Source organism: Massilia pseudoviolaceinigra (assembly GCF_030846505.1).
Taxonomy (GTDB): Bacteria; Pseudomonadota; Gammaproteobacteria; order Burkholderiales; family Burkholderiaceae_D; genus Telluria_A; species Telluria_A violaceinigra.
On record NZ_JAVCWL010000009.1, the window covers coordinates 132,189 to 147,327 of the forward strand.

Below are 15,139 nucleotides of genomic sequence, written 5' to 3' on the forward strand. Positions count from 1 at the left end.
TCCTGTGCCGCTCCCGCTGGCGTGCGCTGCGATCGCTGCCCAATTTATGCATGCTGCAAGTATTCTTGCTGCAAAGTGTCGGAATTCTTTACACTTACAAACATGGCACGGCGCAATGTTTCTTCAAGTCATTGATTTAGTGCATCTTTTATTTCAGGTATGGAAATTGCTTAATTTTTCATCGGGCACCGCGCTCACAGAAAAACAGAATTCCAACTCTTACCTGAAAAGAACAAACAATGAAATTTAACTTGATCCGCAGCGTGATGTCGGCCGCAGCACTTCTTCTGGCCACCAGCTCGGCACACGCACTGGTCGTGACCAACACCACCAACGCAAGCACCCTGGCCAACGCCCTGGGCGGCACCGGCGTGAGCATCACCAATGCCACCCTGGCCAGCGCCACCTCGGCCGCCAGCGGCACCTTCACCGACGGCGGCAACATCGGTTTCGGCCAGGGCGTCCTGCTGACCACTGGCCGCACCGCCTGCGCGGTCGGCGGCAACAACGGCGGCAGCTGCTCCGGCGACGGCACCACCACCTCGCTCAAATTCAATTTCACCAGCACCACCGGCAACGTGTTCTTCAACTATGTCTTCGCGTCCGAGGAATACAACGAATTCGTCGGCACCGAGTACAACGACCTGTTCGAACTCAAGCTCAACGGCAAGAACATCGCCCTGGTTCCTGGCGCGAACGGCGTCGTGTCGATCAATAACGTGAACAACAATATCAATGCCGGTTACTACCGCGACAATGCCAAACAGACCGTCGACACCGGCTACGATGGCCTGACCACCGTCATGACCGCCAAAGCCTTCGGCCTGGTTGGCGTGAACACCTTTGAATTCCTGATCCAGGACCGCGGCGATGCGAATCTCGATTCGGGCGTCTTCATCCAGGGCGGCACCTTCGCCGGCGACCCGGTCGGCGTGCCTGAACCAGGCAGCCTGGCCCTGCTGGGTCTGGGCCTGGCCGGTCTGGCCGTCGCCAAGCGCAAAAAAGCGGCGTAAGCGCGTCGCTGGAATGAAAAATAGCGGCCTCGGCCGCTATTTTTTTGTCCTGCCGCCGCGTGCTTATTTGCGCTTGAGCAGTCCCTCCGCCGCATACAGGGCCAGCGCGCTCCAGATGATCGCAAAGCCGATCATGCGCTCCTGGGTGAAGGCTTCGTGGAACAGGAAGATACCCAGGCTGAGCTGGATGGTCGGCCCGATGTACTGCAGCAATCCCAGCACCGACAGCGGAATCTTGCGCGCGCCGCTGGCGAACAGCAGCAGCGGAATGGCCGTGATCGGCCCGGACGCGATGAGCAGCCAGCGCGTGCCGTTCGACGGGCTGTTCAAGAAGGCATTGTCGCCCGTCATGGTCAGCCAGATCACGAAGCCCAGCGCGAACGGAAATAGCAGCATGGTTTCAAACGACAAGCCTTCCAGCGCGCCCAGCGAGGCCGTCTTGCGCAGCAAGCCGTAGCCGCCGAAGGACGCGGCCAGCAGCAGGGCGATCCAGGGCATGCGCCCGGCCTGCCAGGTCAGCCACAGCACGCCGCAGGTGGCCAGCGCGATCGCCACCCACTGGACGGTGCGCAGCCTTTCCTTGAGCACCAGGTAGCCCAGCATCACGTTGAACAGGGGATTGATGAAGTAGCCCAGGCTCGCTTCGATCACATGGCCGCTGTTGACGGCCCAGATGTAGAGCAGCCAGTTGAAGCTGAGCAGCAGCGCGCTCAGGGCGAAACTGGCCACCACGCGCGGCTGCTGCCTGAGCGCCCCCAGCCATTTCCACTGCTGGCGGATGGTCAGCACGATCACCAGGAACAGGAGCGACCAGAGCACGCGGTGACCCATGATCTGGGCTGGCGGCACTTCCTTGAGGGCATGGAAATACAAGGGAAACAGACCCCAGCACAGGAAGGCCAGGGCGGCGGACAGGATGCCGGTACGCATGAGTGACAATCAGAGATTCATTAGATAAATATTATCTCGCAGATAGGCGAAGCTTGCCGGCCGCGGCCCATTCGCCGATCGTGCCAGTTTGCCATCGGAAACGCACTCATCCGCCCACAGCGTTTATCATGGCGTCTTCGTCGGCAAGGGACGTTCTTGCTGTAACCAAGGGTATTAATGATGCAACGAATTGTGCTTGCTTTTTCTATGGTCATCTTCTATTGTGCAATGCACCAAAACAAGAATATGGTGCAATCTTGACAGCGCAACACAAGAAGAGCAGCCTGGCGGCCCTGACCCTGGCTGCCGTCGGCATCGTCTACGGCGATATCGGTACCAGTCCTCTGTACACCCTCAAAGCCGTGTTCCACGAGGACCACGGCCTGGCCCTGAACACCCCCAATCTGCTCGGCATTATTTCCCTGATTTTCTGGGGGCTGACCCTGATCGTCTCGCTCAAGTATGTCGCGCTGATCCTGCGTGCCGACAACCGCGGCGAGGGCGGCATCATGGCGCTGATGGCGCTGGCGCTCAATTCGGTGACCAAGGCCTCCAAATGGTATTTTCCGCTGATGGTGCTGGGCGTGTTCGGCGCCACCATGTTTTATGGCGACAGCGTGATTACCCCCGCCATTTCGGTGCTGGGCGCGATCGAAGGCCTTGAGGTCGCCATTCCCGGCATTCCCAACTGGGTGGTGCTGCTCATTACCGCCATCGTGCTGGTGGCCCTGTATTCGGTGCAGCGGCGCGGCACGGCCGGCATCGGGCGCTGGTTCGGGCCCGTCATGCTGGTCTGGTTCGCCACCCTGGCGGCCATGGGCGTGGCCAACATCATCGAGGCGCCGCAGATCCTGGCCGCCCTCAATCCCCTGCACGCTTTCCGCTTCATGCTGGAAAACAAGTACACCGCCTTCATCGCGCTCGGCGCGGTGGTGCTCTCGCTGACCGGCGCCGAGGCGCTGTATGCCGACATGGGCCATTTCGGCAAGAAACCGATCCGCGCGGCCTGGTTCCTGATCGCCTTTCCGGCGCTGGCGCTGAACTACATGGGCCAGGGCGCGCTGCTGATCATGCACCCCGAGCACGTGAGCAACCCCTTCTACAACCAGCTCGGCAGCTGGAGCATCTATCCGCTGGTGCTGCTCTCGACCATGGCCGCCGTGATCGCCTCGCAAGCCACCATTTCCGGCACCTTCTCGATGACCAAGCAAGCCATCGCGCTGGGTCTGATGCCGCGCATGCGCGTGCTGCACACATCGGAAAGCGAAATCGGCCAGATCTACATTCCGGCCGTGAACTGGCTGCAGCTGGTGGTGGTCTTGATCGGCGTGCTCATTTTCCAGTCGTCCGACGACATGGCCGGCGCCTACGGCATCGCGGTCACCGCCACCATGCTGTGCACCACCATCCTGACCTTCTTCGTGACGCGCTACCGCTGGCATCTGCCGCTGGTGCTGTGCTTCGGCGCGACCGGCTTTTTCATCGTCATGGACATCATGCTGTTCTCGTCGAGCACCTTGAAACTGTTCCATGGCGGCTGGTTCCCGCTGCTGCTGGGCGCGATCCTGTTTACCGGCATGATGACCTGGAAGCGCGGGCGCCATCTGGTGTTCGAGAACCTGCAGTCGCATGCCATTCCGCTCGAAGAGTTCCTGCAGTCGCTGTTCGTGGCGCCGCCAACCCGCGTCTACGGCACCGCGATTTTCCTGCGCGGCGAAAGCGACGGCGTGCCGCACGCGCTGCTGCACAACCTGTCGCACAACAAGGTGCTGCACGAGCGCGTGGTGTTCCTGACCGTGCACATGCTGGAAGAACCGTGGGTGCCGACGGCCGAACAGGCCAAGGTCACCGCGCTGGGACACAATTGCTTCCAGATCAATGTGTTCTACGGCTTCAAGGATGAACCGGATATTCCCAAGGTGCTGGTCCAGTGCGAGGAGCACGGCCTGCCGTTCGAGATGATGGAAACGTCCTTCTTCATCGCGCGCCAGACCGTCATTTCGGCCCCGGGCGGCGGCATGGCGCCATGGCGCGAGCACCTGTTCGTGGCCATGTCGCGCAATGCCCGCGGCGCCGCCGACTACTATCAGATTCCTCCCAACCGGGTGATCGAACTGGGGACCCAGGTCGAAATCTGATTTTTGTCGACAGGATACAAGTCGATACATAAACCCCACACTTTTGATGCGAGACGAATAGTGCGGCGATGGGCAACTGCTGCTAAACTTTGGCAACTTTTTCCGTCACCGCCCAAGGATTTCATGAAACTCAAGCTTACTCTCGCCGCCGCCCTGGTTGCCACTTTTGCCCTGACCGCTTGCGGCAGTTCCGACGACAGCCCGGTCCAGGTGCCGCCGATCACGGTCGTCACCAGCCCGACCGCCCTGACCACCAAGGATACGGTGGTCGGTACCGGCGCCGAAGCCGTGGTCGGCAAGAAAATCAGCGTTAACTACAGCGGTTATCTCTACGATTCGAGCAAGCCCGACAATAAAGGCGCGAACTTCGAAACTTCCAAGGCGCCGGTGGAGTTTCCGCTGGCCACGGGCAGCTTGATCGAAGGCTGGGTCCAGGGCATTCCTGGCATGAAAGTGGGCGGCAAGCGCACCCTGTCGATTCCATCGAGCCTGGCTTACGGCGCGAGCGGCAGGGGCACCATTCCACCGAATACCGGCCTGGTGTTCGACATCGAACTGGTCGCCGTCAAGTAAGTGTGGCGCACGCCGCGCCGATGCTGACCGCATCGGCGCGCGACTGATGCGCCTCAAATAAAGCGCGCAAAGTCGGCAGATCCTTGATCCTTTCACAGCCTGAAAGGATCAAGCCATGTCTCCTCGTATTTTCCTGTTTGCCCTCGTGCTCGCGCCGCTGACCAGCGTTGCCGCGTCGCGTTATGCGGTCACGCCGCTACCCCTCAATACCAATCCTCTCGGCATCAACAATGCCGGCCAGATCGTCGGCGACCGCCCCGGCGACGGCGGCCAGCGCGGCTTCCTCTGGTCGGGCGGCACCCTGACCGAGATCGGTACCTTCGGCGGCCCCGCCAGCTCGGCCGCGGCCATCAACCGGCTTGGCCAGGCCACCGGCCACGCCAGCCTGCCGGGCGGGCAGGCGCGCGCTTTCCGCTATGCGGGCGCCACGCTGGCCGAACTGGCCACCCCCGGCAGCACCGACAGCCTGGGGACCGCCATCAACGATGCGGGCCAAGTGGCGGGGCAATACCTGACCACCACGCCCGCCTACCGGGCTTTCCTGTACAGCGGCGGCGCCAGCACCGACCTGGGCACCCTGGGCGGCAGCTTCGCCTACGCGGCCGGCATCAACAATGCCGGCCACGTGGTCGGCGTGTCGGCGCTGGACGATACCTCGCCCTATCTGGCGCACGCCTTCCTGTACGCGAACGGCAAGATGAGCGACCTCGGCACCCTGGGCGGCAGCTACAGCGCCGCGGCCGCCATCAACGATGCCGGCACCGTGGTCGGCAACGCCTGGGTGCAGGGCAGCGAGCATGCCTTCATGTACGCCAACGGCAAGATGACCGATCTGGGCACCCTGGGTGGACGGCGCAGCTACGCCAATGCGGTCAACCTGGGCGGCCAGGTGGTGGGTCGCTCGGACAGTGCGGGCGACGGCGACTCGCTCGGCTTTTTGTACGAGGGCGCCGGGCTGATCGACCTGAACACGCTGATCGATCCGGTACTCGGCTACACCGTGCACAACGCCACCGGCATCAACGACAGCGGCCAGATCGCCGCCTACGGTTGCCGCAACGGCGGCAGCGAGTGCGGCGGCCTGCTGCTGCATCCGAGCGCCACGCCCGAACCGGGCACCTGGGCCATGCTGCTGGCCGGCCTGGGACTGGTCGGCTGGTGCCGCCTGCGCGCCGCACGCATGACATAACACAGGGCGCGCGGCGGCCGTGCGCGCACGATGGCAGCTGGTCCATCTTCGAGGATTTTGCCATGTCCACTTCCCATCCTGCCCTCGCCCTCGCCCTCGCCCTCGCCCTCGCGCTGCTGCTGTCGGCCGGCGCCGCAGCGGCCGCCCCTGCCGCCGTGCCTACCGCGGTGCCTACCGCTGTTCGCTCCTACACCGTGACCGTCTTGCCGGACGCAATGAGCCCGGCCGGCATCAACAATGCCGGCCAGATCGTCGGCACCCGCAATGGGCAGGCATATCTGTGGTCGGCCGGCGGCGGCATCGACCTGGGTACCCTGGGTGGCGCCAGCAGCACCGGCACGGCGCTCAACCGCTTCGGCGAGGTGACCGGCGGCGCGCTCACCGCCAGCGGCGAAGAACACGCCTTCATCTACAGCAAGGGTGTGATGACCGACCTGGGCACCATCGGCGGCGGCACGATGACGCGTGGCACGGCGATCAACGACCGGGGCCAGGTCGCGGGCAATTTTTATGCGCCCGCCACCGGCTGGGGTGCGTTTGTGGGGGACGGTGGACGGCTGCGCGACATCGGCAACCTCGGTGGTGACAGCATCTGGGCCAGCGGCATCAACAACGCCGGCCGCGTGGTGGGCAGCTCGCTGGGGCAGGGCGAGTTTCATCCGCCGCAGACCGCGTTTGTGTACGAGAACGGCGTTATGAGCGCCCTCAACTATTCGGATTCGGGCAGCAGCACCGCCAACGCCGTCAACCAGGCCGGCCAGATTACCGGCACCGACTGGCATGGGCCCGAAAGCGCCTACCTGTACACGAACGGCATGACGCAGGTGCTGGGAAGCATGTATGGCCTGGCCGCCTGGGGCACCGGGCTCAACAACCGGGGCGAGGTGGTCGGCAATCTGGGCGGCGCGCTGCAAGTGCCTTTCTTTGCGTTTATCTATGCCAATGGTCACATGAGCGACCTGAACACGCTGATCGATCCCGCTCTTGGCTGGACCGTGCAGAGCGCCGCCGGCATCAACGACCTGGGCCAGATTGCCGCCTATGGCTGCCACGCCAGCGAGGGTTGCGGCGGCCTGCTGCTGGCGCTGACCAGCCCCGTGCCCGAGCCGCAGGCTCAGGCCATGCTGCTGGCGGGCCTGGCGTTGCTTGGCCTGGCGTGGCGGCGCCGCCTCAGCGCAGCATATCGATGTGCATGATGCCGTCTTCGTCGTAAGGCGCACTCACCGTGACGAAGCCCAGGCTGGCGTAAAAGACTTCCAGATGCTGCTGGGCGCCGATGCGGATGCGCTGGCCCGGATACTGGCGTTCGGCGCAGGCGATGCCCTCGGCCACCAGCGCGCGTCCGCTGCCGCCGCCGCGCGCGCCTTTGGTGGTGAGCACGCGCCCGAGCGACATTTCCTCGAACTTCACGCCGGGGGCGATGCAGCGCAAATACGCCGCCAGCACGCGCGCGCCGTCGACCGTGTGCCAGCCAAGCAGGTGGTACGCGCCCTGGTCGTAGCCGTCGAGGTCCGGATACAGGCAAGTCTGCTCCAGGATGAACACATCCTGGCGACTGGCCATCACCGCGTACAGATCGGCGCCGGAGAGCTCGTCGAAGTGGCGCCATTCCCAATTGATCATCGTATTGCCTTCATTCACAGTGCGGGGCAGGCGTCGCCGGACGGCGGCGCCGGTGCGTGTTCGGGCGCGTCGGGCGCGGCGAAGGCGCGGCTAAAGGTAAAGGCGCGCGCAGTGGGGCCGTGCGCGCGCAAATGCGCCAGGCTGGCGATGGCATCGTCCATCGTGGGACGCTGCCCGCGCGGCACCCACCACAGCACCATATAGGCCTCGCGCATGCGCTCGAACCACTCCTTGCGCCGCTTCATGATCTCCACGTGCGCGGTTTTGTACACATAGTGGTTCAGCGCCGCCACGTCCTCCCAGACCGACATGTTGACGATCTCGTTTTCGCCGAGAGGACTGAGGGCGGTCGCGTTGCCGTCCTCGGTCTGCAGGCGCCACACGAAGCCGGGCGACTGGTCGGCGAGCGCATTGATGCGGTCGAGATTGGCGACGAAATCGGCCATCACGGGCGAATCGATGGGACCTTTCATCAGGGCGATATTGAGTTGGGCCAGCTGGTAACGCGACATGGGCTCTTTCGTTGTGCAGGTCAGTTAGCGGTTTCAAAACCTTCTAATACATTCACCACATTGATGCCGATCTCGTTGACCGCATACCCGCCCTCGAATACAAACGCGGTCGGCAGGCCGGTGTGCGCAATGCGTTCGCCGATGCGCAGGAAATCGCTGCTTTGCAGGGCGAAGGACGACAGCGGGTCGCCCGCGAACGTATCGACGCCGAGCGACACCACCAGCGCGTCCGGCGCGAAGCTGGCCAGCTTGATGCAGGCCGACTCCAGCGCCAGGAACCACTGCGCCGGGGTCGATCCGGGCGCCAGCGGCAGATTCATGTTGTAGCCCTTGCCCTCGCCGTCGCCGGTTTCGCTGGCGTGACCGAGGTAGAACGGATACTCGCCGCGCGGATCGGCGTGGATCGAGATGAACAGCACATCGTTGCGGCCATAAAAAATGCTCTGGGTGCCGTTGCCGTGGTGGTAGTCGATATCGAGGATCGCGACTTTTTTGGCGCCGTCGTCGAGCAGGTGCTGGGCCGCCAGCGCGGCATTGTTCAGGAAGCAGTAGCCGCCGAAAAAATCGGCGCCCGCGTGGTGCCCGGGAGGGCGGGTCAGCGCAAAGGTGCCGCGCTCGCCCAGGCGCAGCGCATGCGCGGCGTTGACCGCGCAGTCGGCGCCGGTCTTGGCCGCGATCCAGGTGCCGGCGGTGAGCGGCGTGCCGCTGTCCATCGAATAGAGGCCCATGCGCGCGGCAAAATTATCGGGCTCGATATCGGTGCGCATGCCGCGGATCGGCCACACCGACGGAAACGCATCCTTGTCGGCGTTCGCTTCGTCGAGCGCGACCCACTCGCTCCAGGCATTGCGCAAAAAATGCAGGTAGCGCGGCGTATGGATGCGTTCGAGCGAGACCAGCGACACGCCGTGCGGCGTGACCACCTTGCCCAGGCCGCGCCGCTCGAATTCGGCCAGCACCATGTCGACCCGCTCCGGCTTTTCGAAGCACGGCACCAGGGCGCCACGGAACATCTCGTGACGCCCGCGGTGCTGGGCGTGGTGCTCGTTATAAAAGGTCAGCACGCTCGGTCACCTCAGTCGCCACACAATGTGCTGCTGTTGTAGGCGGCCACAAAAGCGTCGAAGCTGCCGGTCTGGGTCTGTTCGATGATGACCTGTTCGGCCAGCGAGGTGGCGGCCATCTCGTCGAACAGCGCCGCCTCGGCCGGCATCAAGGGACTGTCGCGGAACGCCGCCGCATGCAGCTCGCTCTGGCGCAAACCGAAAGCGGCCGAGGAGCCCAGCGCGCGCACTTCGTCGAGCACGCGCGCCGACGGCGTGAGCGCCGGATTGGCGATCTTGGCCCGCTGCGCGGCCAGCGAGGCGGCATGCACGCCATCCTCGTTATGCTGGCTGTCGAGCAGCGCCGCGACCGGGGCGATGCGCCCGATCAGTTCATTGGCCCAGGCGGCCAGCGAAATCTCTTCGCCGTGGCGCGTCAGGGTCAGGCCGGGACGGCGCCCTTCCTTCACGGTGCGCGCGAAATTGCGGGCGTGGACCTGGCTTTCCATCTGGTTGATCAGCGGGCTCTCGTCGAGGGCGCAGAACAGCAGGAAGGCATCCATGAAGCGCCCCGTTTCGACGCTGATGCCGATCGCCTCGAACGGATCGACATCGAGGCAGCGCACTTCGATGTACTGCACGCCGCGCTTGCACAGCGCCTGCACCGGACGCTCGCCGGTGCGGATCACGCGCTTGGGCCGGATGGTCGAATAGTATTCGTTCTCGATCTGCAGCACGTTGGTCGAGAGCTGGATCCACTGGCCATCGCGCTTGGTGCCGAGCGCCTCGTACGGCTTGTACGGACGGTTCACCGCGTCCATCAGGCTGGTGACGTAGCTCTCGAGCGAGTTCTCGTGCGGCGTCAGGCCCGATTGCGCATCGTTCTGGTAACCGAGGTCGCTCATGCGCAGGCTGGTCGCATACGGCAGGTACAGGGTGTCGCCGGACAGCGTTTCGAGCTGGTGTTGGCGTCCGCGCAGGAAGCCCGTGGACAGCGCCGGCGAGGCCCCGAACAGGTACATCAGCAGCCAGCTGTAGCGGCGGAAGTTGCGGATCAGGGCGATGTAGCTTTCGGACTGGAAGTCGCGCAGCGCGCTGCGCCGTTCTTCGGGGATGCCTTCGCTGTTCGAAAACAGCTGGAACATCTGCTCGGGCAGCGAGTAGTTGTAGTGGATGCCGGCGATGCACTGCATTGCTTTCCCGTAGCGCAGCGCCAGGCCGCGCCGGTACACGTGCTTGAGCATGCCAATGTTCGACTTGCCGTACCAGGCGATGTCGATGTCGGCTTCCTCGGGCAGCTCGCACGGCATCGATTCGCTCCACAGCATTTCGTCACCCAGCTTGGTATAGGCGTAGCGGTGGATGGCGTCGAGCTTGTGCAGGGTGGTGCCGATGTCGTGTTCCGCCGGCGTGATGAATTCGAGCAGGGCTTCGGCGTAGTCGGTGGTGATCTGCGGGTGGGTCAGCGCGGCGCCCAGCGCTTCCGGGTGCGGCGTGCGCGCCAGGCGCCCGGCGCGGTCCACGCGCAGGGTCTCGCGCTCGATGCCGCGCAGCCCCTGGCCCAGCAGGGCGCGGTGTTCATCATCGTCGAGCAGGGCCAGGCGGCGGGTCAGTTGGTTCGACACGGTGAATCCTTTCTTGTACTGCCAAATAGGTAAGTGCTGCGAGATTAACCGAAATCCGGCGAGCGCGCCTGCGGCTCCCTTTTCCTGCTGGGGTGGGGCGTGGTTTTTACGACAAGGCTTATTTTATATGCAATGCCAGGGCGGCGGGGGGACGCATCACGCGCTTACGAAGCCGGCTTTTTGGCCGCCGCGATCCATGCGTCGACCTGCTGTTCGAGCAGGGCCAGGGTCAGTGGCCCGTTATCGAGCACCACGCTGTGAAAGCGCCGGATGTCGAATTTGTCGCCCAGCGCCGCCCGCGCCTTGTCGCGCAGGGCGCGGATTTTCAGCTGTCCGACCTTGTAGCCGAGCGCCTGTCCGGGCCATGTGATGTAGCGGTCCACTTCCAGCTCGTTGTCGGAAGGCGCGTTGGCGGTGTTGGCGTTCATGTAGTCGATCGCCTGCTGGCGCGTCCAGCCCTGGGTGTGGATACCGGTATCGACCACCAGCCGCACCGCGCGGAACATGTCGGCGTTCAGGTGGCCGAAGGCCGAAAACGCATCCTTGAAAAAGCCCATCTCCTGGCCCAGCGACTCCGCGTACAGGGCCCAGCCTTCGCCATAGGCGGCGTGCCAGCCGTGGCGGCGAAAGGCCGGCAGGTCGGCGATGTCGGCGGCGCGCGCCACCTGCAGGTGGTGGCCCGGCAGTGCTTCGTGCAGTGCCAGCGTTTCCATCTCCCACATGGGGCGCGTTTCCAGCAGCGAGGTGTTGACCACGAAGGCCGCCGGACGCTCGGCGTTGCCGGCCTCGTACCAGGCCGCGCCCTGTTTCTCGGTGCCCGGGCCGGAAGCCGCCTTGACCTGCACCTCCTGCGCGGGCACGGCCGCGAACAGCTTGGGCATGGCCGCGCTGGCGCGCGTGATGATGCGCCGGTAGCGCGCCAGCAGCGGGTCGGCGCTGGTGTAGAACAGGCGCGGGTCGGTCTTGGCGAACACGATGAACCGGGCGAAGCCGCCGCTAAAGCCCGTGCGCGCGATCGCCGCCGTCATGTCGGCGCGCAGGCGCGCCACTTCCCTCAGGCCCAGCGCGTGGATCTCGGCCGGGGCCATGTCGATGGTGGTCTGGCGCGTCACCGCCAGCAGGTAATAATCGAGGCCGGACGGCAGCGCGCTGGCCGCGATCGACTCGCGCGCGACTGGCAGGTACTCGGTGCGGATGAACTCTTCGAGCTCCTGCAGCGCCGGCGCCACGCGGTTGCGCAGCGCGGCGGGGCCGGCCAGCGCAAGGGCGTCGCGCACCGGCTTGTCGATGGTGGCCGGGATCTGGCGAAACGGCAGGCCCAGGGCGCCGTCGACCGCGTTCTCGCGCAGTTGCTTGAGGATAGCCGGCACGGCGCGCACCGACACTTTGGGCGCGACCCAGCCGGTACGCATTCCTTCGCGCAGCTGTTCGATCAGGCCCGAGACGTGGGCCGGCACCGCGTCCAGGCGCGCCAGGTAGTTGCGGTAGTCGGTCTCGGTGGCGAACGGCATCTGCGCGGCCAGTTGCGCCAGGTTGATGTGGATGCCGGCGTAATAACTGATCGGCTGCGCCTGGAACGGGTACAGCGCGGCCGCCTTGACCGCCTGCTCCTTCTCCCACACGAACAGGTCGTAGGACAGCTGCTGCTGGCCGGTGAGCTTGTCGCGTTCGATCTGCCTGGCCTGTTCGAGCATCCTGCGCTGGTGCGCATTGGCGGCCCGGCTGGCGGCCAGGGTGGTGTCGCTCAGGGTCGCGTCGTAGCGGTAGTCGCCCAGGGCGGTGGCGTATTCGGGCTGGTTTTGGAGGCGCCACTTCCAGTCGCTGTCGAACAGGGCGCGCGCCTGCTGGTCGGGCGTGATGCGCTCGGGCGTGACGGCCGGTCCCGCGCCCGCGGCCAGCGGGGCGAGCATCAGGACACAGATGGCGATCAGTTTGCGCATCTGGTCATTTTAGCAAAGCCGCTGTTGCGTACGCGGCACCGCAGAAACTTACGCGGCGCGCCGTCCACCGGTGACGCGTTCGATGCCGGCCAGGTCGCGCCAGCTCTGCACTTCGGTGTAGCCGCCATCGGCCAGCAGGGCGCGCACCTGGGCCGCCTGGTCGTAGCCGTGCTCCATCAGCAGCCAGCCCTGGGGCGGCAGATGGCGCGGCGCGCCGGCCACGATGGTGCGCAGGGCCGACAGGCCGTCGGCATGGTCGGTCAGCGCGCCCACCGGCTCGAAGCGCAGGTCGCCCTGGGCCAGGTGCGCGTCGCCGTCGGCGATGTAGGGGGGATTGGAGACGATCAGGTCGAACGATTCGCCATCGATGGCCGCGAACCAGTCGCTTTGCACGAAGCGCACGGCGGCGCGGTTGGCAAGCGCGTTGGCGCGCGCCACGTCGAGGGCGGCGGCGCTGACGTCGAGGGCGGTGACGCCGGCGTCGGGCCGGGTGTGGGCCACGGCCACCGCGATGGCGCCGCTGCCGGTGCCCATATCGAGCATGCGGCCGCGCACCGGCAGGCGTTCAAGCGCCAGTTCGACCAGCAGCTCGGTGTCGGGACGGGGAATGAGCACCGCCGCGTTGACGGCAAAATCAAGGCCGTAGAATTCGCGCCGGCCGACGATGTAGGCAATCGGCTCGCCTTTCATGCGCCGTTCGACCAGCGCGCTCAAGGCGGCCGCCTCCGCTGCGGTGAGTACCCGTTCCGACTGGGTGATCATGCCGATGCGCGTGATGCCCAGTGCATGGCAGGCAAGGATGCGGTTTTCCAGCGGGTCGAGCGGCAGCAGCGCCTGCAGCGCGCCGACCGTGGCGCCGGCGGCGACCATCAGCGTGCGCTGCGGCGCGCCAGCACGACCAGCAGCGAGACGCTGATGATGGCGAACCACAGTGCCGACCATTGCGGAATGGTCAGGCCGAGCAGCTTGTCGACGGCGTCTTCGCACAGGCCGTCGGCTTCGAAAATCCAGGGCAGGTAAATCGCGGTCGGGACCTGGTTGAGCATGGTCTGCATCGGATCGATGCCGCACGAGCGGCCCGGATGGGCCAGTACCCACAGCTGCTTGCCGGCGAAGAACAGGCCGGTCAGCGAACCGGCCAGGCCGACGAAGCTCCACAGCTTGAACTGCTTGGCCGACGCCGCCGCCAGGCAGATCAGCCCACAGAAGAAGAAGGCGTAGCGCTGGATCACGCACAGCGGGCATGGCAGCATGTCCTTGTAGTGCTGCAGGTACAGCGCCGCGCCAATCAGGGCGAAGCAGATGGCGGAGAGTGACATCAGGATCGTGCGGTTATTTGGCATCGGATAAGTCCTAGAAGTGTTTTTATTGGCGTCTCTTGAAATGCAGCGCGGGTACGCCGCATGCGCAGTCTACAACGGGCAGCTTACCAAGTGCTTAATCGCCCAGCGCCGCCAGCAATTCGGCCTGGTGTTCGGCGGCCAGCGCGTTGGTCAGTTCGGTCAGTTCCCCATCCATGATGAAGTCGAGTTTATACAAGGTCAGGTTGATGCGGTGGTCCGTCATGCGGCCCTGCGGGAAGTTATAGGTGCGAATCCGCTCGCTGCGGTCGCCCGAGCCGATCAGGCTTTTGCGGGTGGCCGCTTCCTTCGATTGCTGCTCGCGCAGCTGCACGTCCTTGATGCGCGCGGCAAGCACCTTCAGTGCCGAGGCCTTGTTCTTGTGCTGGCTGCGGTCGTCCTGGCATTCGACCACGATCCCGGTCGGCAGGTGGGTGATGCGCACCGCCGAATCGGTCTTGTTGATGTGCTGCCCGCCGGCGCCCGAGGCGCGGTAGGTGTCGATGCGCAGGTCGGCCGGGTTGATGTTGACGTCTTCGACTTCGTCCGCCTCGGGCATCACCGCCACGGTGCAGGCCGAGGTATGGATGCGGCCCTGCGTTTCGGTGGCCGGCACGCGCTGCACGCGGTGCCCGCCCGATTCGAACTTGAGCTTGGAGTAGGCGCCGTTGCCGATCAGGCGCACGATCACTTCGCGGTAGCCGCCCAGGTCCGAGACCGACTCCGACACCGTCTCGATCTGCCAGCGATTGCGCTCGGCGAAGCGCAGGTACATGCGCAGCAGGTCGCCGGCGAACAGGGCCGACTCGTCGCCGCCGGTGCCGGCGCGGATTTCGAGGAAGATGTTGCGCTCGTCGTTGACGTCTTTCGGCAGCAGCATCTTCTGCAGGTCCATTTCCAGCTGCGCGACGCGTCCCTTGGCGCCTTCGATTTCTTCCTGCGCGAAGTCCTTCATGTCCGGGTCCGACAGCATGTCCTGCGCTTCGGCGATATCGTTCTGGGCGCTTTGGTACTCCTTGTACAGCGCCACCAGCGGACCGATTTCCGCGTGCTCGCGCGTCATCTTGCGGTAGGCGTCCATGTTCGAGGTCGCGCCTTCGCTCATGAGCAATTCGTCAAGTTCGACAAGGCGGTTGGCCAGTTGATCCAGCTTGGCCAGCATCGATGGTTTCATAGGGTGCTCGGTAAAAGGTAAGGAACGGCAGGGACTGGC

The 15,139-nt window shown here is 64.9% G+C and carries 14 protein-coding genes; 5 read left to right on the forward strand and 9 right to left on the reverse strand.

All coding sequences use genetic code 11. The features are described 5' to 3' along the window. The first annotated feature begins 239 nt into the window (after positions 1-239). Positions 240-1,013, forward strand: a complete 774-nt coding sequence (locus RBA40_RS11060) for a choice-of-anchor L family PEP-CTERM protein (RefSeq protein WP_306647931.1) — start codon at positions 240-242, stop codon at positions 1,011-1,013. Between the two features lie 63 nt (positions 1,014-1,076). Here the strand turns inward: RBA40_RS11060 and rarD are convergent, their stop codons facing one another. Then, a complete protein-coding gene (gene rarD, locus RBA40_RS11065; RefSeq protein ID WP_306647986.1) occupies positions 1,077-1,943 on the reverse strand; it encodes an EamA family transporter RarD in 867 nt (288 codons plus the stop codon). A gap of 257 nt (positions 1,944-2,200) precedes the next feature. Between rarD and RBA40_RS11070 the strand changes: the two genes are divergently transcribed. From RBA40_RS11070 to RBA40_RS11085, 4 genes are all read left to right on the forward strand, one after another. Continuing rightward, the gene (locus RBA40_RS11070) at positions 2,201-4,081 is read left to right on the forward strand and encodes a potassium transporter Kup (RefSeq protein WP_306647932.1); all 1,881 of its coding nucleotides are present in this window, start codon (positions 2,201-2,203) and stop codon (positions 4,079-4,081) included. A gap of 123 nt (positions 4,082-4,204) precedes the next feature. Beyond that, positions 4,205-4,654 carry an FKBP-type peptidyl-prolyl cis-trans isomerase gene (locus RBA40_RS11075; protein ID WP_099873483.1) on the forward strand — a complete coding sequence of 150 codons (450 nt, stop codon included), beginning with the start codon at positions 4,205-4,207 and terminating at the stop codon, positions 4,652-4,654. Positions 4,655-4,769: 115 nt separating this feature from the next. Further along, positions 4,770-5,843: a DUF3466 family protein gene (locus RBA40_RS11080; RefSeq protein WP_306647933.1), complete on the forward strand. Its 1,074-nt coding sequence runs from the start codon at positions 4,770-4,772 to the stop codon at positions 5,841-5,843. A 62-nt stretch (positions 5,844-5,905) separates the two neighbouring features. Next, positions 5,906-7,039 carry a PEP-CTERM sorting domain-containing protein gene (locus RBA40_RS11085; protein WP_306647934.1) on the forward strand — a complete coding sequence of 378 codons (1,134 nt, stop codon included), beginning with the start codon at positions 5,906-5,908 and terminating at the stop codon, positions 7,037-7,039. On the opposite strand, the gene RBA40_RS11090 is transcribed toward RBA40_RS11085, so the two are convergent. From RBA40_RS11090 to prfA, 8 genes are all read right to left on the reverse strand, one after another. Then, positions 7,014-7,466, reverse strand: coding sequence for a GNAT family N-acetyltransferase (locus tag RBA40_RS11090; protein WP_306647935.1), 453 nt, complete (start codon positions 7,464-7,466; stop codon positions 7,014-7,016). The genes RBA40_RS11085 and RBA40_RS11090 overlap by 26 nt on opposite strands. 14 nt (positions 7,467-7,480) lie before the next feature. Beyond that, entirely contained in the window at positions 7,481-7,978 is a 498-nt protein-coding gene (locus RBA40_RS11095) for a DUF3291 domain-containing protein (protein WP_306647936.1), read from the reverse strand. Positions 7,979-7,998: 20 nt separating this feature from the next. Further along, positions 7,999-9,042: a histone deacetylase family protein gene (locus RBA40_RS11100; RefSeq protein WP_306647937.1), complete on the reverse strand. Its 1,044-nt coding sequence runs from the start codon at positions 9,040-9,042 to the stop codon at positions 7,999-8,001. An 11-nt stretch (positions 9,043-9,053) separates the two neighbouring features. Next, the gene (gshA, locus tag RBA40_RS11105; RefSeq protein ID WP_306647938.1) at positions 9,054-10,646 is read right to left on the reverse strand and encodes a glutamate--cysteine ligase; all 1,593 of its coding nucleotides are present in this window, start codon (positions 10,644-10,646) and stop codon (positions 9,054-9,056) included. Positions 10,647-10,810: 164 nt separating this feature from the next. Next, positions 10,811-12,586, reverse strand: coding sequence for a DUF885 domain-containing protein (locus RBA40_RS11110; RefSeq protein WP_306647939.1), 1,776 nt, complete (start codon positions 12,584-12,586; stop codon positions 10,811-10,813). A gap of 48 nt (positions 12,587-12,634) precedes the next feature. Beyond that, positions 12,635-13,456: a peptide chain release factor N(5)-glutamine methyltransferase gene (gene prmC, locus RBA40_RS11115; RefSeq protein ID WP_306647940.1), complete on the reverse strand. Its 822-nt coding sequence runs from the start codon at positions 13,454-13,456 to the stop codon at positions 12,635-12,637. Further along, positions 13,456-13,929 carry a disulfide bond formation protein B gene (locus tag RBA40_RS11120; RefSeq protein WP_306647941.1) on the reverse strand — a complete coding sequence of 158 codons (474 nt, stop codon included), beginning with the start codon at positions 13,927-13,929 and terminating at the stop codon, positions 13,456-13,458. The genes prmC and RBA40_RS11120 overlap by 1 nt, the downstream gene beginning before the upstream one ends. A 94-nt stretch (positions 13,930-14,023) precedes the next feature. Beyond that, positions 14,024-15,100, reverse strand: a complete 1,077-nt coding sequence (prfA, locus tag RBA40_RS11125; RefSeq protein WP_306647942.1) for a peptide chain release factor 1 — start codon at positions 15,098-15,100, stop codon at positions 14,024-14,026. Positions 15,101-15,139 lie beyond the last annotated feature (39 nt).